Raw genomic sequence first — 25,645 nt, 5'->3', positions numbered from 1 at the left:
TGGGACGGCAGTTCCGTTACGTCGATGAAGTTAGCACGCGTGCCGCCGTAAAGGAACCATGGTGCCGATAAGGTGTGCTGTGTGGTCCCGTGAACCGCCCCGACGAAGGAGTCCCGCCGTGCCCGACACCTCCGATCCCGACACCGCCGTGCCCGACACCTCCCATCCCGACGCCTCCGCCCCCGGCACCCTGCGCCCCGGCGGGCGCACCGCCCGGGTCCGTGAGGCCGTCCTCCAGGTCGCGGGCGACACCCTCGCCGCCGACGGGTTCAGCACCCTCGACCTCGGCGAGGTGGCCCGCCGCGCGGGCGTCGGCAAGACGACCGTGTACCGCCGCTGGGGGAACCCCGGGGCGCTCGCCGCGGACCTGCTGTCCGACATGGCCGAGCAGTCGCTGCCCCGTACCGACCACGGTTCTCTGGAGGAGGACCTGCGGGCCAACGCCCGGCTGGTCGTCGGGACCCTCACCGACCCCCGCCAGGGCCGCCTCTTCAAGGCCCTGATCGCCGCGTCCCTCTGCAACGGCCAGGCCGCCGACGCACTGCACCACTTCTACGCCGTACGCATCGAGGAGTGGGCGGGCTGCGTACGCGACGCCGTCGCCCGGGGTGAGGTCCCCGTCGGCACCGACCCCCACGCGGTCGTCGCCGCGGTCTCCGCCCCCCTCTACTACGCCTTCCTCAACACCGGCCGCCCCCTCGACGAGGCCGACGCCGACCGCGCCGCCCGCGCGGCGTACACGGCGGCCAGGGAGGGGGTGTGGAGCCCGGGAAACGAGTAGGCCGCCGGCCCCGGACTGCGGGGCCGGCGGCGTACGGCCGGGTGTCGCTCAGCCCAGCCGGCCGGGCTGGTATCCGCCCGCGGGCTGCTGGGCGAGGACGTTCAGCCGGTTGAACGCGTTCAGCACGGCGATCGTGCCGATCATGGCGGTGAGCTGGTCCTCGTCGTAGTGCTTGGCGGCGTTCGCCCAGACCTCGTCGGGCACCCCGCCCGCTGCGTCCGCGATCCGGGTGCCCTCCTCGGCCAGTTCGAGGGCGGCACGCTCGGCGTCGGTGAACACGGCGGCCTCGCGCCAGGCCGCCACCAGGTGCAGACGTACCGACGTCTCACCGGCGGCGGCCGCGCCCTTGGTGTGCATGTCGACGCAGAAGCCGCAGCCGTTGATCTGGCTGATGCGCAGGGCCATCAGCTGCTGCGTCGCGTCCGGCAACGGCGCCTCCTTCAGGGCCCCGCCCGCGGCGACGAGGTGCCCGAGGTACTTGGCACCGACCGGGTTGGTGTGGAAGTCGATACGGGCGTCCATGGTGAGCTCCCTGGTAGGGCCGGGCAACCGCCCGGGTGTACGGAACAAGCAGGGCGAGGACCGTGTGCGTCCCCCAGCTGTCCGACGGGGCAGCCCACCGGAGTGTGAGGCCCGCGGCGGCACCTCACATTTGGCGGGGCCGTCTCGTCGTACAGGTGGGACATCCGTCGCGGCCGAGGGAGCAGCCACACCATGAAGACCCCGTACGACCCGTCCGAACCCGGCATGGGCGCGGTCGTCAGCGAGCGGCGTCAGCTGATCAATCTCGCCTACCGGCTCCTCGGCTCGCTGGCCGATGCCGAGGACGTCGTGCAGGAGGCGTACACCCGCTGGTACGCCATGTCGCGCGCGCAGCGGGAGGCCATCGACTCGCCCGGTGCCTGGCTGACGAGGGTGGCGGGCCGCATCTGCCTCGACGTGCTGGGCTCCGCACGGGCCCGCCGTGAGAGCTATGTCGGCGCCTGGCTTCCGGAGCCGCTTCCCGACCGTACGGAGTGGGGCGGCGGGCCGCCGGACGGGGGCACGGCGGACCCCGCAGACCGGGTCACGCTCGACGAGTCGGTCAACATGGCGTTCCTGGTCGTGCTGGAGGAGATGACCCCGGCGGAGCGCGTGGCGTTCATCCTGCACGACGTCTTCAGGTACCCGTTCGCCGAGGTCGCCGAGATCGTCGGCCGCACCCCGGCGGCCTGCCGTCAGCTGGCCACCTCTGCGCGTCGGCGCATCCGGGGCACCCAGGCGCTGCCGGCCGCACCGGTGGCCCAACAGGCCGAGGTCGTCAGGTCGTTCAAGCGGGCCTGGGAGGCCAAGGACATCGGGGCGCTCGTCGCCCTCCTCGACCCCGACGTCACCGGCTTCGCCGACGGTGGCGGGCTGGTGGCCGCCGCGGTGCACCCCGTGCACGGCAGCGAGGAGATGGCCCGCTACCTGCTTGCCGTGACCGCGGTGCCCGGCCTGACCGTCCTGGAACGCACGGTCAACGGCCGGCCCGGCCTGGTCACCCAGCTCGACGGCGCCACCACCGGGGTGCTCGCGTTCGAGATCGTGGGCGGCCGTATCGTCCGCTGCTGGGCCGTACGCAACCCGGAGAAGCTCCGCACCTGGTCGGCCTGCTGAACCGGGATGAGGAGCCGGCGGGAAGCCGACAGGGAGCCGAGGGCCGGCCGCGGCGGGCTCCCCCGCTGTCGCGGACAGTCCCTACGGGCGGTCCGCGCTCGGCTCCCCCGCTGCCGCGCGGGCCGTGACCAGGCCCGATTCATAGGCCGCGATGACCGCCTGGGCCCGGTCACGGACGCCCAGCTTGTCGAAGATGCTGGTGATGTAGTTCTTCACCGTGGAGATGCTGAGGTCCATGGCGCCGGAGATGGCGGTGTTGTCGAGGCCGGTGGCCATCAAACGCCACACCTCGACCTCGCGGGGCGTCAGGTCACCGGCGCCCGCGGGGGCCGGCTGCGCGGGACCGGGCGTCCGTACGTAGGCGGAGATCAGCCGGGTGAGCAGGCGCGGCGCGACGACGGCCTCGCCCCCGTGCACGGTGCGGATGGCCGCGCCCAGGTCCTCGGGAGAGCTGTCCTTGGGCAGGAAGCCGTACGCTCCGGCGCGCAGGGCGCCCACCACGTACTCGTCCATGTCGAAGGTACTGAGGGCCAGGACCCGGCAGCCCGGGAGGGTGGCGGCGAGTGCCCGGGTGGCGGCGACCCCGTCCATGACGGGCATCCGGATGTCCATCACCACGACGTCGGGGCGCAGCCGCCCGGCGAGGGCGACGGCCCTGGCACCGTCCTCGGCCTCCCCCACCACCTCGAAGGACGGGTCGGGGGAGAGGATCAGCGACAACCCGCGCCGGACGAGCGGCTGGTCGTCGGCGATGAGCACCCTGATGCGCGGGGGCGACGCCTCAGTCCCCTCCCCCGCTCCGGCCGTCTGCGCGACCCCGGCCTCGTGTGCCACTCCGGCCCCGTCCGTCGTTCCGGTCCCGGTCATCGGATGCCTCCTTCGTACTGGACGGCCGCCTCGGCCGTCTCGCCCTCGGCCAGCGGCAGTTCGGCCAGCACCGCGAACCCTCCGCCGCTCTGCGGACCCGCGGTGAGGGTGCCGCCGTGCAGGGCGACCCGTTCGCGCATGCCGATCAGCCCGTAGCCGCCGGAGCCGCCGGGTCCCCGGTCCGGTACGTCGTCCGGGCCGGGCGCGCCCCCGCCGTCGTCCCGTACCTCGACGGTGATCCGGTCCTGACCGTACGTCAGCCGTACGGCCGCCCTGGCTGCGGGGCCCGCGTACTTGCGGGAGTTGGTGAGGGCTTCCTGGACAATACGGAAGACGGTGAGGCCGACGGTCGGCGGCAGCGGCCGCTCCGTTCCGGTGACGGCGCATTCGGTCGGCAGTCCGGCGAGCCGGGATTCGCTCACCAGCCGCCCGAGGTCGCCCGCACCGGGCTGGGGCTGCGAGGGCGCGTCCTCCGGTTCGTCCCCGGCGCGCAGTACGTCGAGGAGTTGGCGCATTTCGCTCAGTGCGAGGCGCCCGGACGACTCCAGGGTGACCAGGGCGTCGCGGGCCACCTCCGGGTGGGCGAGGTTGGCCCTGGCGCCGCCCGCCATCAGCTGCATGGTGGTGATGTGGTGGGCCACGATGTCGTGCAACTCCCTTGCGATACGGCGGCGTTCGTCGGCCACCGCCCGATCGGCGAGGAGCCTTCGGTTGGCCGCCACCTCCTGTTGCCAGCGGTTGACCGCCAGCGCGGTGCCGACGACGAGCAGGGTGGTGAGAGGGGCCAGCAGGACGTCCTGCCAAGGCGGAATCCGGCCACCGCTGCGGCTCACCAGGGTCACCGTCACCGTGCCGACGGCGGCGAGGGCCGCGAGAGCCGTCACCCGGCCGGAACAGGCCCTGGCGACCGAGTACAGGGCGACGAGCAGGACCGCACCGAAGTGGCTGGGCAGCGGCACCGTGAGGGTGGCCGTCGCGTCGAGCGCCAGTACGGCGGCGAGCGTGGCCACCGGGTGGCGGCGCCGGGCGAGCAGTGGCAGGGCTGCCACCGCGACGAGCAGGAACCCGGCCACGGTGACGGCGTACCTGCCGCCGGGGTCGTCGAAGAACACGTAACTGAGCAGGTTCATCGCACAGGCCCCACCGGCCACGAGCGCGTCGTTCCGGGTCCAGGGGGGCTCGGGATGGACGCCGGGGTCGCCGTGGTCGCGGTGGTGGTCGCCGCTGTGGCCGCTGAGGCCACCGTGGTGGTCGCTGCCGTGACCGCCGTGGTGGTCGCTGCCGTGACCGCCGTGGTGGTCGCCGCCGTGGTCGCTGTGGCCGCCGCCGTCGTGGTCGACAGGTCCGTCATCAGGTCCGGTGTGCCGGCTCGTGGGCATGTGTGGGTCCTTCCTGCGTCCGGCCTCCCGGCCCCCGGGCAAGGGTTGCACGGCCGAGGGGGCCCGCCGCACCGTCGAAGGGCGGGCCACCGCCCCTGACCTGCGGGCACTCCTCTTCCGGTGCCGTACCCCAGCGGCTCGGGCCCAGGACCAGGGTCCTGGTCGCGCGCCGGGGAAGGACCCGGGGCCCCGGTCCGGATCATCCGCCGCCACGACGCCGTACGGACCCTGGGCTGATGGTCTGGAGACCGGCCGGAAATCCCCGGCAGACGTCGGTATCCGCCCCTCGAAGTCGTCCGCCGGAGGACCCCGTGATCCGTGCCCTGACCCGGTACTCCACCCGACACCCCTGGAAGGTGATCGCCCTGTGGGGGGTGCTGGGCGTCGTGCTGAGCGCCCTGACCCCGACCCTGTTGGACCGGGTCACGCAGAGCCGGACCGGGGACTTCCTGCCCAGGAGTTACGACTCGGCCGCCGCGCAGCACATCGCCAGGGAGCGCTTCGGGGCCGACCCCGACGCCACCACCGTGACGGTGCTGGTCGCCAGGGCCGACGGCAGACCCCTCACCTCCACCGACCAGCAGCGGATCGACACCGAGGCCGCGAAGCTGGGCAAGCGGCGGGTGGTGATGCCGAGGGAGGACGACGGCCCCCGGTTCCTGGTCCCCGACCGGTCCCAGACGCCGCGGATCGCTGCGGGGTCGGCCGCCTCACCTGCTTCAGTCGCCTCACCGGCCTCACCTGCGTCAGCCACGTCACCGCGCTCACCGGCGCCGTCGGCCTCCCCGGCATCGACGGCCCCCGACGGAAGTTTCCGGCTGCTGACGGTCGCGCTGACCGGACAGCCCACCGACAAGGGGGTCCAGGGCGTCTACCGGGCCTTCCGGGACGCCGCCCGGACGCAGTTCGCCGAGGCGGGGATGCGCACCGGATTCACCGGAACCCTCGCGGAGAGCGCCGACACCGCCGACCGCAACGGGACCGTCACCAAGGTCGCGGGCGGTATCGCCGTGGGACTGATCGTGCTGCTGAACGTGCTGGTGTTCCGCAGCGCGCTGCTGGCCCTGCTGCCGCTGCTCGCGGTGGCGATGATCGGGTTCGTGGCGGTGGGGGCCGTGGCGGGCGGTGCGCTGCTCACCGGGCGCACCCTGGACCCTGGCATCACGGACCTGATCAACGTGGTTCTGCTCGGTATCGGTCTCGACTACCTGCTGTTCCTGCTGTTCCGCTTCCGGGAGCAACTGCGCAAGCGGCCGGGGCAGTCCGTCCGCGAGGCCGCCGAACAGGTCTCGGGGCGGGTGGGCACCGCGATCGCCTCCGCGGCGCTGACCATCGTGGCCGCCTTCGCGACGCTGGGGGTGGCGACGTTCGGGCAGTTCCGCTCGATGGGCCCCGCGATCGCGGTGGCGGTGCTGGTGATGCTGCTCGGCAGCCTCACCTTGATGCCCGCGCTGCTCGCCGCCGCCGGGCGCCGGATGTTCTGGCCTTCCCGCACCCTCGACCGCGAGCCGCCCGAGGGCCGCGCCGCCCGGCTCGGCACGCTCGTCGCACGCCGCCCGCTCGCCCTGTTGGCGGGTTCCGTCGTTCTGCTCGCCGCCCTGGCCGCCGGGCTGACCGGCCTGCGGATGGACTACGGCGGTGGCGGCCCCGACACCGGCACCCCCGCCGCGGCCACCGCCGCCGAGATCTCCCGCACCCTGCCAGCCGGCCTCCTCGACCCCACGAGCGTGTACATCACCAGCACCGGCCCCAGCCCCCTCACCACCGGCGGGCTCGACGGCATGTCCCGCGCCCTGGGGCAGGTCAAGGGGGTGGAGCAGGTCGCACCGGCCGTCCTGACCAAGGACCGCAGCGCCGCCCGCATCGACCTGCACCCGACCGCCGACCCGCGGAGTCAGCAGGCCCGCGACCTGGCCTCGGGACCGGTCCGCAGCACGGTCCGACAGCACACGCCCGCCGGAACGACGGCGCACGTGGGCGGGACCGCGGCGATCCAGGCGGACATCGCGACCGCCGTCGACCACGACCTGAAGACCGTGTTCCCGGTCGCGGCCGGACTGATCGCGCTGCTCCTGCTGCTGCTCCTGCGCAGCCTGCTCGCCCCGCTGGTGCTGCTGCTCTCCGTAGGGCTCGGCTTCGCCGCGACGCTCGGTGCCGCCACCCTCCTGTTCCAGCACGGCCTCGGTGAGCCGGGTGTCCACTACACGCTGCCGCTGGTGCTGTTCCTGTTCGTCGTGGCCCTGGGCACCGACTACAACATTCTGATCACCGACCGGATCCGCGAGGAGATGCGGCAACCGGGCCCGCCCCGCGCCGCGGTGGCCCGCGCGGTCCGGCACACCGCACCGGCGGTCGCGACGGCCGGCCTGGTACTGGCCGCCTCGTTCGCCACCCTCGCGACGGCCCCAGGCAACGGGCAGATGGCGTTCGCGACGACGCTCGGCATCCTGCTGTCCGCGCTCGTCGTGTCGCTGGTACTGGTCCCGGCCCTCGCCACCCTCCTGGGCCGCGCTCTCTGGTGGCCGCTCCAGCCGCGCCCGGCCGGTCCCGGGGTCACTGCCGGACGCGGACACGGTGGCGGTGGCGGACCCGGCCCTGGGTACGGCCCCGGACCAGGCCCCGGGTACGGCCCCGGTTTCGTACCCCTCAGGGAGCCGGCCGCTGGGACGGCACCGTGGACGGCGGCGGCCCCGAGCTCTCACGGGGCTCCAGCCGGGGCAACGGGTCCTGCAGACAGCGCGGTTCGGAGCCGGCGAGCAGACTCAGCACCTCGGTGGCGGCCCGGTGGCCGAACGCCCCCGGCTCACGGGAGAGCGCGGTGATCCGGGGGTGGTAGGTCCGGCAGATCGCGGAGTCCTCCCAGGACACGACGGACACGTCCTCGGGGATGCGCAGCCCGCGTTCCGACGCGACGCCCGCTGCCGCGACCGCCATGACCTCGTTGTGGCAGATGAGGGCCGTGGGACACATCGGGCCCGAGAGAAGCCGGCGGGCCGCCCTGACGCCCTGGTGGTCGGTGAAGTCGGTGGTCACGGAGACCGCGTGGTCCAGGCCGAGCCGCCGGGCCGTGGCGCGCAGGGCGGCTATCCGGCGCGCGGTGTGGGCGAGTCCGGGCGGGCCCGCCATGTGGGCGATGCGGCGGTGTCCGAGCTCGTACAGGTGCTGAATGATCAGTTCCATCGCGCCGGTGTCGTCCGCCCAGAGGTTGGAGAGCCGCGCACGGCGGCCGAAGGCGGTGGCGGGGATGGGCCCGTTGCCGGGGCGGGCGGTGCCGGGAGCCTCCATCGCGCCGACGACCACGGCGGGCATCCGCAGCGTGGCCAGCACCTCGGGTCTGGGGTCGCTGACCCGGGGGTCGACCACGATCACGCCGTCCACCCGGCCTTCGGCCCACCAGCGCCGGTAGAGGTCGCACTCGGCCTCGATGTCGTCGACCATCTGGAAGACCAGGGCGTGGTCGTGCGGGGCCAGTCCGGCCTGAATGCCGGAGACCACCTGGAGGAAGAAGGCCTCGACGCCGAGACTTCCGGCGGGGCGGGCCAGCACCATGCCGATCGCCCGGGAGCGCTCGTCGGCGGGGGCCGGGGCGTTGCCGGGTCCGGGGCGCCGGCCGAGCCGCTCGGCGACCGCGATCACCCGGCGGCGGGTGGCGTCGGAGACTCCGGGCCGGTTGTTGAGGGCGAAGGACACCGCGCTCGTGGACACCCCGGCCTCGCGGGCGACCTCCTTGAGCGTGGGGACGCGGGGCGGCCGCTCCTCGCCGGTGTCCCACGGATTGCGACGGTTCCTCATCCGGCACACCCCAGCCGCCCGGCACGCCTCCGCCGTGGCCCCGCGCTGCCTGGACCGTACGTCGTACGGTCCGGCCCGCCTGCTCCGTGTGAGGGCTCCATTGCCCCGGGCGCACCCATGTCCGCAGAAACTCCTTCAGGTAGCTCCTACGCGCCACAGTAACCCTCCCCAATTCACCGGACGGCGCCGCCCCACCCGCCGTCCACAGCACCGCCTTTAGAGAATTTAGTTCTTTTTAGTTGCTCTGACCTGCGGCTTTGCAATTCTGATTCGTTTATCGAGCGTTGACGTAAAGGGAATCGAACTACAGGCTGACGCCGAGCTCTTCGCACCCGGCAAGAACCCAGGCAAGGAGTAAGTTCCCTATGTCCATTCGTCGCAGCGTCGCGATCCGGACAGCTGTCGGCCTCGGCACCGTCCTCTGTCTTTCCGTTGTCACCGCCTGCGGTGGCGGGGGTACGGGCACGGGTTCGTCGACCGACGGCAAGGTCGAGGGCAGCATCAAGTTCCAGACGTGGAACCTCAGGGCGAACTTCAAGGACTACTTCGAAGGCGCCATCAAGGACTTCGAGAAGCAGCACCCGGGCACCAGCGTCAAGTGGGTGGACCAGCCCGCCGACGGGTACCCCGACAAGCTGAGCGCCGACGCCTCGGCCGGTTCCCTGCCGGACGTCGTGAACCTCTCGCCCGACCTCGCCTACCCGCTCGCCAAGGCGGGGCTGCTGCTCAACCTGGACAAGGACAAGGTCGCCTCGAAGTTCAAGCCCGAGTACCTGGAAGGTGCGTGGAAGGGCTTCGAGATGCCCGGCATGGACGGCACGTACTCCTTCCCCTGGTACCTCAACAGCGGGCCCCTCTTCTACAACAAGAAGATGTTCCAGGACGGCGGCGCCGACCCGCAGAAGCCGCCGAAGACCTTCGACGAGCTGTTCGCCACCGCATCGCAGCTGGCGGAGAAGGGCAAGGCCACCCTCGGGCAGCCGCCGACCGTCGAGGACTTCGGTCGCTACGGCGTCGAGCCGATGGACAAGGAGGGGAAGAAGTTCGTGCTCAACAGCGCCAAGGGCGTCGAACTCCTCACCAAGTACAAGAAGCTGTATGACGAGGGCGGCCTGCACAAGCAGACGCTGACGCTCAAGGACGACTCCACGGGCACGAAGTTCCTTCAGCAGGAAATAGCGATGAACCCGGGCAGCGCCCACGACATCGACAACTTCAAGAAGAACGCCCCGTCGCTGTACGGCAACCTCGGCATCACCGACGTACCCACCAACACCGGCAAGCAGAACATGTATCTGCAGGGCCTCTCGGTGAACGCGCAGAGCGAGAACGCGGCCACCGCCGTCGCCTTCGCCCACTTCCTCACCGACCGCAGGAACCAGGAGGCCTTCGGTCACGAGGTCGCGGTCTTCCCCTCCACCAAGGGCTCCCTGGACAAGGAGTACTGGACCAAGGACGACGGCACCGCCGAGGGCCGGATCAGGGTGGCCTCGGCAAAGATGCTGCCCGAGGCGGTGAACTACACGCCCGTGCTGTTCAGCGACGAGATGAAGACGATCCTGCGCAACGAGATCGCCAAGTGCTTCCAGGGCAAGGAGTCCCCGCAGGCCGCGCTCGACAGCGCCGTGGAGCAGATGAACAAGCTCCTCGCGCAGAACTGACGGGACGGCAGCCCCCGTGAGCATCCCCGTGAGCACCTCCCCCTCCGCCACCGGCAAAACGGCCGCCGCGGCCCCGGCACTCCCCGCGACCGGGGGCGGCCGACGCTCCCACCGGGCGTTCAGCCCTTGGCTGTTCCTGGCGCCCGGCCTGCTGATCACCCTGGCGTTCAACCTGTACCCGTTCCTCGCGACGGTGTGGAAGTCCTTCACGGACGCCCGCACCCTCACCGAGGGCAGGTTCGTCGGCCTCGCCAACTTCCAGGCGCTCCTCGACGACGAGCAGTTCTGGGTGGCACTGCGCAACAGCGCGCTGTACGTCGTGGTGGTCGTACCCCTGCTGGTCCTCCTGCCCCTGCTGCTCGCGCTCCTCGTACAGAAGCACGTACCGGGCATCGCCTTCTTCCGCTCCGCCTTCTACACCCCCGTGGTGGCGTCCGTCGTGGTCGTCGCCCTGATGTGGGTGTGGATGCTGGACGACCGCGGCTTCATCAACGGGGCCCTGCAGATGCTGGGCGTCGACCCGGTGCCCTTCCTGTCCAATCAGTGGCTGCTGCTGATCAGTTCGATGCTGCTGACGGTCTGGAAGGGCCTCGGCTACTACATGATCATTTACTTGGCCGCGCTGACCAATGTGCCCCGAGAGCTGCACGAGGCCGCCGAGGTGGACGGGGCGGGCGCGATCCGCCGCTTCTTCTCCCTCACGGTGCCTGCGGTCCGCCCGACCATGGTGCTGGTGGGTGCGCTGTCCTCGGTCTCCGCGTTCAAGGTCTTCTCCGAGGTCTTCTTGATCGCGGGCCCGACCGGTGGCCCCGGTGGCCAGGACACCACGCTCGTCATGCTGATCCAGCGGGTCGGCACCGGGCTCCAGGGACGTACCGGATACGCCTCGGCGATCTCGATCACGCTGTTCGTCCTGACGCTGATCCTGATGCTGTTCGTGCTGCGGGCCGACCGGAAGGACAAGGACTGATGACCACCACGACCGAAACGCCGGCGGCCCCCGCCCCCGTACGGGCATCCGGCCCCCGGCCCGCGTCCGGGCCGCGCAAGCCGGGTCGCAGAACGCCCACGTGGCGGCTCGTGGTCCGCTATCTGGCGCTGACCCTGGTCCTGCTGGTCATGATCGGCCCGTTCCTGTGGCAGCTGTCCACATCGCTGAAGGGCGCAGGCGAGGACATCTTCACCTCGCCGCCGCAGCTGCTGCCCGCGCACCCGACGTTCGACAACTACAAGGGCGTCGCGGACATCATTCCGGTCTGGGACTACATCCTGAACTCGCTGAAGGTGGCGGTCACCAACGTCCTGACCAACATCGCGGGCGCGGCCATGGCCGGTTACGCGCTCGCCCGGCTCCGGTTCAAGGGGCGCGCCGTCGCCTCCCTGGTGTTCGTGGCGGCGCTGCTGGTGCCGATGGAAGCGATCATGATCGCCCAGTTCGCGACCATGCGCAGCCTCGACATCAACGACACCCTCCTGTCGGTGGTGCTCCCCGGCTGCATCGGCGCGATGAACGTCCTGCTCATGCGGAACGCCTTCAGCGGCATTCCGTACGAGATCGAGGAGGCGGCCGTCGTCGACGGTGCCAACGTGTGGCAGCGCTTCGTCCGGATCGCGCTCCCCTCGGTCAAGGGCACCCTCGCCGTCGTCGCGATCTTCGCCTTCATGGGCGCCTGGGACGACTTCCTGTGGCCGCTCATCGTGCTGTCGGACTCCGAGAACTTCACACTGACCGTGGGCCTCAACTTCCTGCACGGCACCTTCGCGAACAACCAGCGGGTGGTCGCGGCGGGCACCATCATCGCCGTCGCACCGCTGATCGTGATGTTCGCCTGCCTGCAGCGCTTCTTCTTCCGCGGCGTCGGCGAAGGCGCGGTCAAGGGCTGATCCCCCTTGCCCCTGACCAGGGCCTCAGCGGCCCCCTCGGCCGCATCCTCAAGGCCTCTGACGGGCCATCTGACGGGCCGCAGACTCTCTCGCGAGGCCCGAGCAGGCTCCCCCCGCCCCGGCCCCTCGGCGGGCCCTCGCCGGCCCCCACCCGTCCCGTACCCCTTACTGGAGCTCCCCATGGCCGCCCCTCCCCCACCCCGCGCACCCCGCTTCGGTGTCAACTACACCCCCAGCCAGGGCTGGTTCCACCACTGGCTCGACTACGACCCGGGCGCCGTGCGTGCCGATCTGGAGTCGATAGCCGCCCTGGGCCTCGACCACGTGCGGGTCTTCCCGCTCTGGCCGTACTTCCAGCCCAACCGGTCGCTGATCCGGCCGCGCGCCGTGGAGCAGCTGCTCGACATGGCGGACGCGGCGGCCGGACTCGGCCTCGACGTCAATGTCGACGGCCTCCAGGGGCACCTGTCCAGCTTCGACTTCCTGCCCGCCTGGACCCGCACCTGGCACCGCCGCAACCTCTTCACCGACCCGGACGTCATATCGGGCCAGGCCGAGTACCTGAAAACGCTCGCCCAAGCCCTGTCCGACCGGCCGAACTTCATCGGCATGACCATCGGCAACGAGGTCAACCAGTTCTCCGCCGATCCGCACCCCGATCCGGACCGGGCCACCCCCGAACAGATCGACGCCTGGCTGACGAAGATGCTCGCCGCCTGTGAGGAGGGCGCCCCCGGCCGCCCGCATCTGCACGCGGAGTACGACGCCACCTGGTACCAGGACGACATGCCGTTCACCCCCGGCCACGCCGCCCGGCACGGGGCGATGACGGCGGTGCACTCCTGGGTGTTCAACGGAACCGCCCAGCTGCACGGCCGTGCCTCGGTGCCCAGCGAACACCACGCCGCGTACCTCGTGGAGCTCTCCCAGGCGTGGGCGCGCGACCCGCACCGCCCGGTCTGGCTCCAGGAGGTGGGCGCCCCCGCCCCGCTGGTACCGCCCGAGCACGCCGCCCGGTTCGCCGAGGCGACCCTGCGCAACGCCCTGGACTGCCCGAACCTGTGGGGCGTCACCTGGTGGTGCTCGCACGACGTGTCGCGCACGCTGGCCGACTTCCCCGAGCTGGAGTACGGGCTCGGACTGCTCACCAACGCCCGCGAGCCGAAGGACACCGCTCAGGTCCTGGCCCGGGTCGCCGCCGAGTACGCGGACGGGTCCCGCACCTTCTCCCCCGCGCCGCGCTCCACCGCGCTGGTGGTGGACGCGGGAGACACCCTGACCACACCGGCCCGGTCGGTGTGCGCCCCGGGCGGCGCCTACTACGAGGCGTTCTTCCGGCTCACCGCGGCCGGCGCCCGCCCCACCGCGGTCCTGGCCTCCCGGGCCGAGGACGCGGAGCACCTGGCGGCACGGGGCATCACTGAGGTGGTCACGGTGGAGCAGGTCGCCTGACGATCCGCAGAGTCGCCTTACCCCTCACGCCCCCCTCACGCCCCTCCCCCCATCCTCGTAGCACCAGCACCAGCACCCGCACTCGCCCCCGCACCCGCACCAGCACCGCCTGTCCCGCACTTCACCGAAGGAGAACCTCCCATGCACGACGACCGCGGACTTGTCGAGGCCCGGCTCAAGCGCGTACTCGACGAGCGCATCCGTCCTGCTGTTTACCCCGCTTCGGTGCCCCTGGAGGTCGCCGTGTGGGACGCCCCCGGCGAGCCGGTACCCGTCGCGGAGGGCCTGGCGGCCGAGCCGAAGCCGGTCGCGGTGGGCGACATGTGGGGCAAACCGTGGGGCACCAGCTGGTTCACCGTGACGGGTACGGTGCCCGAGGAGTGGGCGGGCCGTCACGTCGAGGCGATACTCGACCTCGGTTTCGACGAGAACATGCCGGGCTTCCAGTGCGAGGGCCTGGTCTACCGGCCCGACGGCACCCCGGTGAAGGGCCTCAACCCGCGCAACCAGTGGGTGCGCATCGGCGCCCCCGTCGAGGGCGGCGAAAGCGTCGAGCTGCGCATCGAGGGCGCCTCCAACCCCGTACTCCTCGACTACCACCCCTTCCTCCCCACCCAGCTCGGTGACATCGAGACTTCGCACAGCAACCCGCTGTACCGCATCGAGCGCATGGACCTCGCCGTCTTCGACGAGACGGTGTGGCAGCTGGTCATCGACCTGGAGGTGCTGGGCGAGCTGATGGCGGAGCTGCCGGTGGACTCAGCACGCCGGTACGACATCGTGCGCGCCGTCGACCGGGCGCTGGACGCGGTGGACCTCCAGGACGTCAACGGCACTGCGCGTCGGGCCCGTTCGCTGCTGGAGGACGTGCTGTCGACGCCCGCCGAGCCGTCCGCGCACAAGATCACGGCGATCGGGCACGCACACATCGACTCGGCCTGGCTGTGGCCGCTGCGTGAGACCGTGCGCAAGGTGGCGCGTACGACGTCGAACATGACGGCGCTCCTGGAGGACGAGCCGGACTTCGTCTTCGCGATGTCGCAGGCCCAGCAGTGGGCGTGGATCAAGGAGCACCGGCCCGAGGTGTGGACGAAGGTCGTCGCGGCGGTCGAGGACGGCCGGTTCGTGCCGACCGGCGGCATGTGGGTGGAAGCCGACACCAACATGCCGGGCTCCGAGGCGATGGCCCGTCAGTTCGTACACGGCAAAAGGTTCTTCCTCGAGGAATTCGGGGTGGAGAACGAGGAGGCGTGGCTGCCCGACACCTTCGGCTTCGCGGCCGGGCTGCCGCAGATCATCAAGGCGTCGGGCGCCAAGTGGCTGCTCACGCAGAAGATCTCGTGGTCGCAGGTGAACAAGTTCCCGCACCACACCTTCCAGTGGGAGGGCATCGACGGGACCCGCATCTTCACCCACTTCCCGCCCGTCGACACCTACAACTGCTCAATGAAGGGCAGCGAGATCGCCCACGCGGCGAAGAACTTCAAGGACAAGGGCGTCGCCTCCGTCTCGCTCGCCCCCACCGGCTGGGGCGACGGCGGTGGTGGCACCACCCGCGAAATGATCGCCAAGGCGGCGCGGCTGAAGGACCTGGAGGGCTCCGCCCGCGTCGAGTGGGGCACGCCCGAGGAGTTCTTCGCGAAGGCACAGGCCGAGTACCCGAAGCCGCCCGTGTGGGTGGGCGAGCTGTACCTGGAACTGCACCGCGCGACGCTGACCAGCCAGGCGGGCACCAAACAGGGCAACCGGCGCAGCGAACACCTGTTGCGGGAGGCCGAGTTGTGGGCGGCCACCGCGGCCGTGCGCACCGGATTCCCCTACCCCTACGAGGACTTGGACCGGATCTGGAAGACGGTGCTGCTCCACCAGTTCCACGACATCCTGCCCGGCTCGTCCATCGCCTGGGTGCACCGCGAGGCGGAGGCCACGTACCGGAAGGTGGCCGGCGAACTCGAGGCGATCATCGGTGCGGCACAGGCCGCACTGGCGGGCGAGGGCAGTACCCCGATGGTCTTCAACTCGGCGCCGCACACCCGGGACGGGGTTGCGGCGGGCGGCGCGGCGGTGGCCGTACGCGGCGACGGTGCGCACCTGACGCGGTCCGACGACGGCAGCCTGGTCCTCGACAACGGGCTGCTGCGCGTCGTCGTCGACCCCCGCGGCCTGGTCGTCTCGGCGTACGACCTTCTCGCGGGACGTGAGGCGCTCCCGCCGCGCGCCCCGGCGAACCTCCTCCAGATCCACCCGGACTTCCCCAACATGTGGGACGCCTGGGACGTGGACGCCTTCTACCGCAACACGGTCACCGACCTGACAGCCGCGGACGAGGTCGAGCCCCTCGGCGATGCGCAGGACGGTGTCGCGGCAGTGCGTGTCGTGCGCTCCTTCGGCGCCTCGAAGGCAACCCAGGTGCTGAGCCTGCGTCCGGGCTCGCGCCGCCTCGACGTCGACACCGAGGTGGACTGGCACGAGACGGAGAAGTTCCTGAAGCTCTCCTTCCCGCTGGACGTGCACGCCGAGCGGTACGCGTCGGAGACCCAGTTCGGCCACTTCTACCGGGCGACCCACACCAACACCTCGTGGGAGGCCGCCAAGTTCGAGGCCTGCAACCACCGCTTCGTGCACCTGGCGGAGCCGGGCTGGGGCGTCGCCCTGGTCACGGACTCGACATACGGCCACGACGTGACCCGCACGGTCCGCGACGGCGAGGACGGCGACGGTGGTACGACGACGACCCTGCGGGCCTCGCTGCTGCGCGCGCCGCGCTTCCCGGACCCGGAGACCGACCAGGGCGTGCACCGCTTCCGGCACTCGCTGGTGCCGGGCGCCACGATCGGCGACGCGGTCCGCGAGGGCTACCGGGTGAACCTGCCGGAGCGCACGCTGACCGGTGCGGCCGAGGTCGCCCCTCTGGTCACTGTCGGCGACGATGCGGTGGTGGTCACCGCGGTGAAGCTGGCCGACGACGGCAGCGGCGATGTGGTGGTCCGCTTCCACGAGGCACACGGCGGCCGCGCGCGCACGGTCCTCACGCCGGGCTTCCCGGTGCGGGACGTGGTCGCGACCGACTTGCTGGAGCGCCCACTGGAGGGAAGCGAGCCGGCACCGGTGGGCGAAGGGGTGCCGGTAGCACTGCGCCCGTTCGAACTGCGGACGCTGCGGTTCCGTAGGAGCGGAGAGGGAACGAGCTGAGCCGCCCTGGTGTGGGGAGCCGCCCTGGTCTGGAGCCGCCCTGGTCTGGAGCCGCCCTGGTCTGGAACCGCCCTGGTCTGGGAGTGGCTGGGGCTGTGCTCCTCCCCCAGTCACTCCGGGACCTCTCAAAGCGGCACAGGGCTGCCTTAGGGCTGCCACAGGGTGCTTTTCGAGTCCCAGGTGACCCCGAAAACCCACAGAATCGCACCTGAGGGCCTAACGCGGCACCGGTGACCCCATCACACCGGGGCAGTTGCGTTCGGCCGCTCAAGGGGCCATTCTGTGGCCCAGTTTTTATGCCGGTTCGCGAGAAATACCCCCTCTGGGCATTTCAGGTGTTGTCCGCGGACAACAAACTGGCCCACCTCACCCCCGTCGCTACCTCTCGACGTCTTCAGCGTCCTCGTCGGCATAGGCATCGAAGTGGGCGTAGTCGAAGGGGTCCTTGACCCCGGCGAGGCTGGGCAGTCCCGCGTCGGCGAATCGGCCTCGCAGCCATTCGAGCAGGGTGTCGGCCAGCGGCAACGGAAGGGGCGGTCCCTGGGCGTCGTGGCGCGGGTATACGATCAACGGCCATTCGTCGGGGCTGTCGCCCACCGTCAGCCAGCACAAGGTGTCGCCGTCAATGCTGTCCCCGAACGGCAGGATCCCGCCCGGCTCCGGCCACACAGCCAGCGCGAACGACTCCGGGAAGCTGTCCCGCAGCGAGCGATAGCCGTCGCACGCCGCATCGATGTGCGCGGCAAGCCCGTATCGGTCCGCACTCAGCGGGGTGTCCATGCGCAGCCATCCCGCCCAGCACCCACCGCCGTATCGCTGCATCAACTCCACGTACTGCGTGGGGAGGCGCGTTCCGAGTCGTTCGTACAACCGCTCCCAGCTCCCCTCCCCCAGCTCGGGCTTCGTCGGCGGTGGTACAAGGGCGGTCAGTGCCGCCAGCCCGCTGCCCTCGGTGAGTGCTGCCCGCTGCTGCGGGGTGGGTTCCGGCTGGGGTGCCGGAGGTTGCCACGGCCCCGGAACCAGGTCCGTGAGGAATGCCGTACGGGTGGCGGTGGAGGGCATGCCCTGGTCCACGAGGCCGACGAGGAAAGGAAGGAGAGGCGTGGTGGTGCGCTGCCACGGGTTCTTGCCCTGGTTCGCCGCACCCTGATCGTGGCCGACGACGGGCCATGCGTCGGGGTCGTCGGAGACCGTGGTGTCCCAGTAGAGGACGTCGCTGGTACGGGTCGCTCCCCAGGGCAACCAGCCATCAGGTGCCCGGTTCTGCTCCTGCTTCAGCCACGAGGCGTACTCGAACCGGCCCTGCGCCGTGCACGGTATGTGCAGCCACAAGTGGGACCCGATGTCCAGCGGCCCGAACGCGGAGCCAATCGCCTTGTAATCTGCGGGCAACCGCAGCCCGAGCCACCCCTCCACCGCCTCCCAGTCGACGGGCTCGGGCTCCGCCCCGGTGAGAACGAAAAGGTCCGCAAAGGCGGCGGCACTGTCGGTGGCACGGGATTCCGAAGTCATGAGCGGGATCCTCACACACCCCACTGACACCCTCGGCGAACCGCCCCACTCCCCCGCAGCCCCAAGTGTTGTCCGCGGACAACACTCTCGCCCCGGCCTCCACTCCCTTGACCCAGGCGATGCGTTGTCCGCGGACAACAACCTGGCAGAAGCCTCGACCCTCCCGGAGTCCCGCGGGTGTGTTGTCCGCGGACAACAAAAGTGGGCTGAGCCTCGGGCCCCCGGAGCCCCTCGGATGTTGTCCGCGGACAACAAACGACCGAAGCCTGAGCCCCCAGTGGCCGTCGGATGTGTTGTCCGCGGACAACACATCCGACCCTCACTCCGCCGGAAACCACCTCCTGAGGTGTTGTCCGCGGACAACAAGCTCGTCCCGCCGCTCCCCTTTCTCACCTCCCGGCGGTTGAACACAGAGGTTCTCGGACGTTGCCTCAGGAAGCCTCACACTCATTCGGCGGCGGTAAAGGTGCTCAATCACCGGTCCTGTGCCAACCGCCGCCAAGCCCTCGCAACGCCTCCCCTCTCCGGTCCGCCACTCCCCCGCCGGCTCCCCGCCACTCCCCGCAACTTTTTCCAGCACGGCTCGCCCCGTCAGTCCTCAGCACTGCCCCGCCACAGGGACCCGTCCTTTCCCCACTCAGAGCTGCCCCCGAAGCCCGCCGCTCCACCGATGTGTTGTCCGCGGACAACAGATCCGTCGCCCGCCCCGGCGCTTCGCGCCCGGCCCGCGCCCGGCGGGTGTTGTCCGCGGACAACGCTTTCGCCAGCACGCGGGAGCTTCAGTGGAGCCCCCGCGTGTTGTCCGCGGACAACAAATAGAGGGGCGGAGCACCCCGCCCAAGATCCGCCCGGCACCGTCGATTGCCCCTCGGATGGGCGATGTGTTGTCCGCGGACAACACGTCGCCGCGCTCCGGAGGCTCACTGAGGAGGCATCGGTGACCACACAGCGGCGGCCGTGCTCTCGCGTACATGCTCTTCGTAGACCGCGACCTTGTTCTCGAGCACCTCCAGATTCGCCGTCAGATCGGCGATCCTGGCGCGCACGTCACGCGCATGCTCCTGGAGCAGAGCGAGGCGGTCGGGTTCGTTACCCGGGCCCGAACGGACAAGCTCGGCGAACCGTCGGATGGTCGCGATCGGCATGCCCGAATCCCGGAAGCGGCAGCACAGGACGAGCCAGTCGACATCCGCCTGTGCATAGATCCACTGGCCGCCGCCCGTGCGTGGAATGTCCCGCAGGAACAGCCCTTCGCGCTCGAAGAACCGGAGCGCGTGAAGCTCCAGTCCCGCCATCTCAGCGACCTTGCCCGGCGCGGACAGCAACAGGCGCGCCTTCGCGATCCACCCGGGCAGCATCCTCACCCCGCTACAGCGCCACATCCCACGAGAGGAATGGCGGGTTCACGGCTGGATCACCGACGGCGGCCGGCCTGCCGCAGAATTCAAGACTCCGCAGCGGGGCGCGGCAACAACCGTCTGGGCAGCCACCTCACCACTCCTCGAGAACCACGGCGGCGCCTACTGCCAGGACTGCGACCTCCCCGAACCTGCCACCACCGACGACATGCTCCTCGGAGGCGTCAAGCCCTGGACCGCCGACCCCGCGGCAGCCGCCCGCCTCCTGAAGCCCGGCCTTCGACCCCCGATGTGTTGTCCGCGGACAACACATCCGCCCGGCTCGGTACCGTGTGGGCTCCACCGCCAGGCCCCCTCGGTGTTGTCCGCGGACAACACATCCGCCCGGCTCGGCACACCCGCCACCCCCCGCCAGACCCCCGGCGTTGTCCGCGGACAACATCCGTGTGTTGTCCGCGGACAACACATCGCGCCGAGGCATGCGCGCATCAGGCACAGAAACCGCTGTGTTCAGAGCCCGGGGGAGCGGAGGAAAGGGCGGTCCCGGGTGGGGATGGTGTCGGCAGGGGCGGCGGCTCGGAGCAGGACGTCCAGGGCTCGTGGGGGGTCGGAGGTGTACATGCCGCTCGCCCAGGCGGCATTGGCCTCGATCACCACCCACCGACCCTCGGTCTGCCCCACGTCGATCACGATCGCCGAGGGGAGGGTCTGCCCGCACTCCGCCAGCAGGTCCGTTCCGAAGGCCGCCGCTTCCGCGCTGAGAGGGCCGAGGCTCAGCCGCCCGCGCTGCGCGTACCTACTGCCGGTGTACACCGCACCGTCGAGCAGGTACAGCCGGTACTCCGCGGAGAACTCCACCACGTCGCTGACCAGGACCACTGTGGTCATCGCGTTCATTTCGTCCGGGCCGGGGAGCCGAGAGCCGTCGCCGTAGACCATCGCCCGGATCTGCTTGTCGTTCGGCGACTTGATGAAGGCGGGTCTGCGTATCTCGTAAGCCTCGCGGAGCGGCATGGCAACAATGTCGCGCCCGGTCCAGGTGCGGGGGAGTCGTGCCAACCAGTCCTGGGGGGCCTCCAGCAGACCGATGCCCAGAGTCGGCGCCACCCGGTCCGCGAACGCGGGCCCAGCATGAAGATGCCCGGCCCGCAACTCGGCGGGTACGTCGAAGGTGGCCAGCTGCACCGTGGCCAGGCCCCGCTCCTGTGCGGTGGCACGCATGGTCTGCGCGGAGGCAGTCAGCCGGGGTGGCAGAACGAACGTGGCGGGACGTTCATGTGCCGCCGTGGGCTTTGGTTTCATCGGGCAAGTATCACGGGTGTGCGGAACGCCGAAGGGGCGCGTCCCGGCGTCGGCCGGAAGCGCGCCCCTTCGGGGGTCGGCAGGTCGAGCGGCCCGTCGCGCGAGCGGTGCTCGTCGTTCACCGATAGGCGTGCAATTCCTCGATCAGCGCGACCAGTTCGTCGTGGCTCAGACCCGCTGCGAGGGCGCGCGCCTGCTCCTTCGGTGTGGCACCCAGCTGTCGTACGAGACCGCGGACGCTCTCATCGGGTGTGCGCGCACCCGAGTTGTTGTCCGCGGACAACAACTCGGCGTCGTCCCGCGCCTGTTCCCTGGCGGCCGGCGGAGAAACGGCCACCGGCACACGAGCGGGAGCAGGAGCCGCAGCCGGGGTCGAGGTCGAGGTCGGGGCTCCGACCGTCGGTGCGGGGTTCACCGGGCGCGGGACCGCGGGAGTCTCCCGTACCGGAGCCGGGGTGTTCCCCGGCGTCTCCCGGTCCGGCTCCCCACTCGGCCGGTCCGCGTTGTTGTCCGCGGACAACACATCCCGCTCGCCGACGGCCCCGACGGCCTCGTCGGAATCGAAGGCGAAGTCGTCGGCCCCGTCGACTTCCTCGGCCGCCGCCGGTTCGGCGGTCTTCTGCTGCGGGACCTCCTCGGCCGCCAGCTTCTGCTTCGCCTGCTCGGCGAGCGCCTTCGCCTCCTCCCGCACCCGGGAGTCCCGCTCCCGGTACTCCTTGAGGTACGCCAGGAGTTGCGGTGAGTCCATCCCCGGGTGGTCCTTCAGCCGCCGGGCCAGCATCCGCCCGTCGCGCTCGGCGAGCGAACCCGAGCTGAGCATCAGCTGAAGATCTTCGGGGAGTTCCAGGAGGGAGAGCTGGTTGGTGACCCAGGAACGGTCCCGGCCCAACCGCTTGGCAGCCCGCGCCCGGGCACCGGTCGCGGATTCCTCACTGCACACCAGCACCAGCTGCTGCACGCCCCTGGCACGCTCGATGACGTCGAAGTCCTCCCGCTCCAGGTTCTCCTTCAGCAGGTGGTCTATGAACGCCTCGCGCGAGACCGCCAGGTCGTCCCGCACGACGAAGTCCAGGGACTCCAGACCGACATGGGAAGCACTGCGGTAGCGCCGCTCACCGTTGATCAGGACGTACTGCGCGTCCCCGATCTGCGCCTCGTGCTGCGGCCACACCTTCAGATAGGCGGCACGCGAGATGGCGACGCAGGCGGCGAGCTGGGTGTTGCGCAGCTCTTCGCCGAAGCGGGTGAGTTCCTCGTCCGAACCGAAGTTGCGGCGCGGGTTGAGAGGGGTGGGGGCGACGTCCTCCAGGCGGATACGGGAGAGCTCGTACGCCGGTACGTCGCCCTGGACGAGGGCCTTGGCCCGTCCGCGGGCGCTCCGGCCGCGCGGTACGCCGCCGAAGGAGGAGCCGGTACCGAGCCGGTCGGCGACGCTCATGAGGTGATCCTTCGTGCGATGGTGCGCATGATCTCGGACTGCTCGCAGTCCGGGGCGTAGGTGAGCAGCGGCTGCTTGAGCCGGACCGCCTCCCGCTGCTCCTTGCGCTCGGGCATGATGCCGATGACGGGCGGGTCGCCGATCGCCTTCCAGCTGTCCAGCGAGGAGGTGGCGATGTAACCCTTGCGGCTGTCGTACATGTTGACGATGAAGCCGAGCATGTTGATCTCGACCTCCATGTCCGCCGTCAGGTCCTGGATCTGGTCGTAGAGCATGTCGTACGCGTCGGCGGAGGAGTCCTCGGCGAGGACGGGGACGAACACCCCGCAGGTCTCCGGCTCTTCGTCCTCCCGGGTGCGGCAGTAGTAGAGCGCGGTGTCCATGGAGTAGCCGAGGCTCGGCGGGCAGTCCACGACGATGTAGTCGAAGTCCTTCTCCAGCGGCTCCATCGCCTTCTCCAGAGCCGTCTCCTTGACCCGTACGAAGCGGCTGGTGGCCAGCTTCGCGTCGAGCAGGAACGCGTCCTTGCACGCGGGCAGCAGGAACAGCCGGCCCGCGAAGCCGCTCTCCTCTATCGGGACGAGGAGTTCACGCAGGTCGCCCTTGGCCTCGCCGAGCATGTGCTTGGCCAGGCTCGGCTCCTCGATGTCGAAGAGCTGGTAGCCGAGCTGCTTGGTGAGGTGGCCCTGGGGGTCGAAGTCGATGAGCAGGACCCGGTTTCCGGCCTCGGCAAGGGCCTGGGCGACCCCGGAGGACGTGGCCGTCTTGCCGACGCCGCCCTTCTGGTTGCCGAAGATGATGCGGCGGGCCCCGTCGCGGCGGGCGGACCTGCGGGGGGAGGGGTGGGCGCCGAGCCAGAGCCGGATCGCCTGCGCGAGGCCCTGGTTGAAGGGGAGGCCGCGCCCCTTGCAGTCGTCCTTGAACTCCCCGTACAGGCCCGCGGGAAGATACGTCGAGAAGGAGCTGCCGCCGGTGGTGTCGACGACGGGCTGCTCGGACTCGTCCGAGCGCCACGCCTGCACCCCCTCGGTGACGGCGTCCTTGATGTCGATGCCCAACTCGGCCGCTCTGACTTTGAGTTCCTGGCGCAGAGAGGCCGGGAGCTTCGCTACTACCTTTTCCCGGTCGTCCGGGGCGTATGGGACGGTCATGCGGTTACCTTACTCACCTCCACGGGTGTTGTGGTGACATCGGGGGGCGCGAACTGGGCGTGTCGGGTGAGAACAGGGCACATTGACGGTGCGCCAGGGGCGCTTCCCGGGCAGCTAGGCCCCCGCCACCAGCATCCCGCCCATCGTCACCATGGTGGCCGCGACCACCCCGTCGAGCACCCGCCACGCTCCCGGCCGGGCCAGCACACCGCTGAGCAGCCTCGCCCCGTACCCCAGGGTGGCGAACCACGTCAGGCTCGCCACGATCGCACCGCCGCCGAACGCCCAGCGCAGCGAGCCATGATCGGTGGCCACCGAACCGAGCAGCAGCACCGTGTCGAGGTAGACGTGCGGGTTCAGCCAGGTCATCGCCAGACAGGTGAGCACGGCGGCCCGCGCGGAACCCGTCGCGGTTCCGCCGCCGGTGGTGAGGGCCGCGTCGGGGGAGGGGCGCAGTACGCGCCGCGCGGCCAGCAGCCCGTAACAGATCAGGAAGCCACCGCCCGCGAGGCCGACGGCAGTCAGCGCGGCCGGCCAGGCGGTGACCACCGCGCCCACCCCCGCCACGCCGAGCGCGATCAGCAGTGCGTCGGACAGCGCGCAGATGGCGACGACCGCGAGCACCGCGTGCCGGTGCGCTCCCTGGCGCAGGACGAAGGCGTTCTGCGCGCCGATCGCGACGATGAGGGAAAGTCCGGTGCCGAAGCCGGCGAGTGCGGCCGCGACGATGCCTGAGGTGCTGTGTGTCATGCCTCTGACGCTAAAGAGCTCATCCTCTTCAGTACAGCTAAAGATTCTTACGTACCCTTAGCGCTCGTGATGGATGAACTTCCCCTGGACCAGGTTTCCACCCTGCTCGCCGTCGTCGACGAGGGCACTTTCGACGCCGCCGCTGCCGCCCTGCACGTCACCCCGTCCGCCGTCAGCCAGCGCATCAAGGCCCTGGAGAAGCGGACAGGACGGGTGCTGCTGATGCGTACGAAACCGGTGCGGCCCACGGAATCGGGGCAGGTCGTGGTACGTTTCGCCCGGCAGCTCGCCCTGCTGGAGCGGGACGCGCGGGCCGAGCTCGGACTCCCCGGTGAGGACAGCGGCGGGCAGGCCGCAGAGGTGGTAGCCGCCCGGCTGACCATCGCGGTGAACGCCGATTCGCTCGCCACCTGGTTCCTGCCTGCCCTGACCCGGGTACCCCAGGAGCCGCCCATCTGCTTCGAGCTGCGCCGCGAGGACGAGGCGCACACCACGGCGCTGTTGCGCGAGGGACAGGTGATGGCTGCGGTTACCTCCTCGCCCGACCCGGTGGCCGGCTGCACGGTACGGCCGCTGGGGCTGGCCCGGTATCTGCCGGTGGCGAGCCCGGAGTTCGAGACGCGGCACCTGGGGGAGGGGCGGCTGGTGGACCGGTTGCGAGAAGCTCCGGTGATCGTCTTCGATCGCAGGGACGAGCTCCAGGACGGTTTCGTACGGTCACTCGTACGGCCCCTGGCACCCGGCCCCGAGGACGGGGTGCCGCGTGGCGCCGGGCCGATCCGGCACTACGTGCCCACCTCGGAGGGGTTCTGCGACGCGATCGTCGCGGGGCTCGGCTGGGGCCTCGTACCGGAAACGCAGGCGGTGCCGCTGTTGCGCGCGGGAGCGCTTTCCTTGCTCGCGACCGACCGCACCGTGGACGTACCGCTGTTCTGGCAGCAGTGGAAGCTGGACTCGCCCGCCCTGGCGGCGGTCGCGGCCGCGGTGGCCGCCGTCGCCGCCGTCCAGCTCATCGCGCCGCGCTGAGCCCCGTCAGCCGTCAGCCGTCAGCCGTCAGCCGGCGAAACGCCGCACGTACCGCTTCTGCCACGGCGTCTCGACGGCGCGCCGGTCGTAGTGCTCGCGTACGTAATCCACCGCTTTCTCGGGTGGTACGCCGTCCAGCACGGCGAGGCAGGCCAACGCCGTCCCGGTCCGGCCACGGCCGCCGCCACAGGCGACCTCGACGCGCTCGGCGGTGGTCCGCTCCCAGACATCGGCCAGCAGTGTACGGGCCTGCTCGCGGTCCTCGGGCAGGCGGAAGTCCGGCCAGCGCAGCCAGCGGGACTCCCAGGGAACCTCGGGCGGCCGCTTGCCGAGCAGATAGACGGCGTACGTGGGCGGCGGCCCGTCGGGCAACGGGTTGCGCAGTCCTCGGCCCCGGAGCAGACGTCCCGACGGCAGGCGCAGCACTCCGGCGGCGGTCGTTTCCCAGGGCTCGATCATGCG

The 25,645-nt window shown here is 70.8% G+C and carries 19 protein-coding genes and 1 pseudogene; 9 read left to right on the top strand and 11 right to left on the bottom strand.

All coding sequences use genetic code 11. From position 1 onward, the window contains the following. Positions 1 to 118 precede the first annotated feature (118 nt). Positions 119 to 781, top strand: coding sequence for a TetR/AcrR family transcriptional regulator C-terminal ligand-binding domain-containing protein (locus tag ACFWVV_RS09610; RefSeq protein WP_384355921.1), 663 nt, complete (start codon positions 119 to 121; stop codon positions 779 to 781). A 48-nt stretch (positions 782 to 829) separates the two neighbouring features. Here ACFWVV_RS09610 and ACFWVV_RS09605 read toward each other — a convergent pair whose 3' ends face one another. After that, entirely contained in the window at positions 830 to 1,303 is a 474-nt protein-coding gene (locus tag ACFWVV_RS09605; protein ID WP_384355919.1) for a carboxymuconolactone decarboxylase family protein, read from the bottom strand. Positions 1,304 to 1,495: 192 nt separating this feature from the next. On the opposite strand from ACFWVV_RS09605, the gene sigJ reads away from it, so the two are divergent. Next, on the top strand, positions 1,496 to 2,419 hold the full coding sequence (sigJ, locus tag ACFWVV_RS09600; protein WP_384355917.1) for an RNA polymerase sigma factor SigJ: 924 nt from the start codon (positions 1,496 to 1,498) through the stop codon (positions 2,417 to 2,419). 81 nt (positions 2,420 to 2,500) lie between these two features. Here sigJ and ACFWVV_RS09595 read toward each other — a convergent pair whose 3' ends face one another. Together ACFWVV_RS09595 and ACFWVV_RS09590 are read right to left on the bottom strand one after the other, a co-directional pair. After that, on the bottom strand, positions 2,501 to 3,286 hold the full coding sequence (locus tag ACFWVV_RS09595) for a response regulator (protein ID WP_384355915.1): 786 nt from the start codon (positions 3,284 to 3,286) through the stop codon (positions 2,501 to 2,503). Next, entirely contained in the window at positions 3,283 to 4,665 is a 1,383-nt protein-coding gene (locus ACFWVV_RS09590; protein ID WP_384355913.1) for a sensor histidine kinase, read from the bottom strand. The genes ACFWVV_RS09595 and ACFWVV_RS09590 overlap by 4 nt, the downstream gene beginning before the upstream one ends. A gap of 236 nt (positions 4,666 to 4,901) precedes the next feature. On the opposite strand from ACFWVV_RS09590, the pseudogene ACFWVV_RS09585 reads away from it, so the two are divergent. After that, positions 4,902 to 7,130, top strand: a pseudogene (locus tag ACFWVV_RS09585) (MMPL family transporter); the annotation flags it as partial. Between the two features lie 181 nt (positions 7,131 to 7,311). Here ACFWVV_RS09585 and ACFWVV_RS09580 read toward each other — a convergent pair. After that, entirely contained in the window at positions 7,312 to 8,457 is a 1,146-nt protein-coding gene (locus tag ACFWVV_RS09580) for a LacI family DNA-binding transcriptional regulator (protein ID WP_384355911.1), read from the bottom strand. A gap of 365 nt (positions 8,458 to 8,822) precedes the next feature. On the opposite strand from ACFWVV_RS09580, the gene ACFWVV_RS09575 reads away from it, so the two are divergent. The 5 genes from ACFWVV_RS09575 (at position 8,823) to ACFWVV_RS09555 (ending at position 16,646) form a co-directional block, all read left to right on the top strand. Continuing rightward, a complete protein-coding gene (locus ACFWVV_RS09575) occupies positions 8,823 to 10,118 on the top strand; it encodes an ABC transporter substrate-binding protein (protein ID WP_384355909.1) in 1,296 nt (431 codons plus the stop codon). 28 nt (positions 10,119 to 10,146) lie between these two features. Beyond that, positions 10,147 to 11,088 (top strand): carbohydrate ABC transporter permease, encoded by a 942-nt coding sequence (locus ACFWVV_RS09570; protein ID WP_384355907.1) that lies wholly within the window; start codon positions 10,147 to 10,149, stop codon positions 11,086 to 11,088. Next, positions 11,088 to 12,002, top strand: coding sequence for a carbohydrate ABC transporter permease (locus ACFWVV_RS09565; protein ID WP_384355905.1), 915 nt, complete (start codon positions 11,088 to 11,090; stop codon positions 12,000 to 12,002). Before ACFWVV_RS09570 ends, ACFWVV_RS09565 begins: the two co-directional genes overlap by 1 nt. A 180-nt stretch (positions 12,003 to 12,182) precedes the next feature. Beyond that, the gene (locus ACFWVV_RS09560) at positions 12,183 to 13,454 is read left to right on the top strand and encodes a glycosyl hydrolase (protein ID WP_384355903.1); all 1,272 of its coding nucleotides are present in this window, start codon (positions 12,183 to 12,185) and stop codon (positions 13,452 to 13,454) included. A 141-nt stretch (positions 13,455 to 13,595) separates the two neighbouring features. Beyond that, entirely contained in the window at positions 13,596 to 16,646 is a 3,051-nt protein-coding gene (locus ACFWVV_RS09555; RefSeq protein WP_384355901.1) for an alpha-mannosidase, read from the top strand. 378 nt (positions 16,647 to 17,024) lie between these two features. Here the strand turns inward: ACFWVV_RS09555 and ACFWVV_RS09550 are convergent, their stop codons facing one another. The 6 genes from ACFWVV_RS09550 to ACFWVV_RS09525 form a co-directional block, all read right to left on the bottom strand. Beyond that, positions 17,025 to 18,158 carry an SMI1/KNR4 family protein gene (locus ACFWVV_RS09550; RefSeq protein WP_384355899.1) on the bottom strand — a complete coding sequence of 378 codons (1,134 nt, stop codon included), beginning with the start codon at positions 18,156 to 18,158 and terminating at the stop codon, positions 17,025 to 17,027. Positions 18,159 to 19,078: 920 nt separating this feature from the next. Further along, a complete protein-coding gene (locus ACFWVV_RS09545; RefSeq protein WP_384355939.1) occupies positions 19,079 to 19,516 on the bottom strand; it encodes a MerR family transcriptional regulator in 438 nt (145 codons plus the stop codon). 510 nt (positions 19,517 to 20,026) lie between these two features. Beyond that, positions 20,027 to 20,818 (bottom strand): ATP-grasp domain-containing protein, encoded by a 792-nt coding sequence (locus ACFWVV_RS09540; protein WP_384355897.1) that lies wholly within the window; start codon positions 20,816 to 20,818, stop codon positions 20,027 to 20,029. A gap of 118 nt (positions 20,819 to 20,936) precedes the next feature. After that, positions 20,937 to 22,256, bottom strand: a complete 1,320-nt coding sequence (locus tag ACFWVV_RS09535) for a ParB/RepB/Spo0J family partition protein (RefSeq protein WP_384355895.1) — start codon at positions 22,254 to 22,256, stop codon at positions 20,937 to 20,939. Next, positions 22,253 to 23,407 (bottom strand): ParA family protein, encoded by a 1,155-nt coding sequence (locus ACFWVV_RS09530; RefSeq protein WP_384355893.1) that lies wholly within the window; start codon positions 23,405 to 23,407, stop codon positions 22,253 to 22,255. The genes ACFWVV_RS09535 and ACFWVV_RS09530 overlap by 4 nt, the downstream gene beginning before the upstream one ends. 114 nt (positions 23,408 to 23,521) lie before the next feature. After that, complete coding sequence (locus ACFWVV_RS09525) at positions 23,522 to 24,157, bottom strand: LysE/ArgO family amino acid transporter (protein WP_384355891.1); 636 nt, start codon at positions 24,155 to 24,157, stop codon at positions 23,522 to 23,524. Between the two features lie 69 nt (positions 24,158 to 24,226). Between ACFWVV_RS09525 and ACFWVV_RS09520 the strand changes: the two genes are divergently transcribed. Further along, positions 24,227 to 25,183 (top strand): LysR family transcriptional regulator ArgP, encoded by a 957-nt coding sequence (locus tag ACFWVV_RS09520; protein WP_384355889.1) that lies wholly within the window; start codon positions 24,227 to 24,229, stop codon positions 25,181 to 25,183. Between the two features lie 27 nt (positions 25,184 to 25,210). On the opposite strand, the gene ACFWVV_RS09515 is transcribed toward ACFWVV_RS09520, so the two are convergent. Then, a complete protein-coding gene (locus tag ACFWVV_RS09515) occupies positions 25,211 to 25,642 on the bottom strand; it encodes a protein-tyrosine phosphatase family protein (protein ID WP_384355887.1) in 432 nt (143 codons plus the stop codon). Between the last annotated feature and the right edge of the window lie 3 nt (positions 25,643 to 25,645).

The sequence above is a fragment of the Streptomyces sp. NPDC058663 genome (genome assembly GCF_042716745.1).
GTDB lineage: Bacteria > Actinomycetota > Actinomycetes > Streptomycetales > Streptomycetaceae > Streptomyces.
The sequence above is the reverse complement of the archived record's forward strand: the minus strand, read 5'-3'. Positions and strand labels throughout refer to the sequence as shown.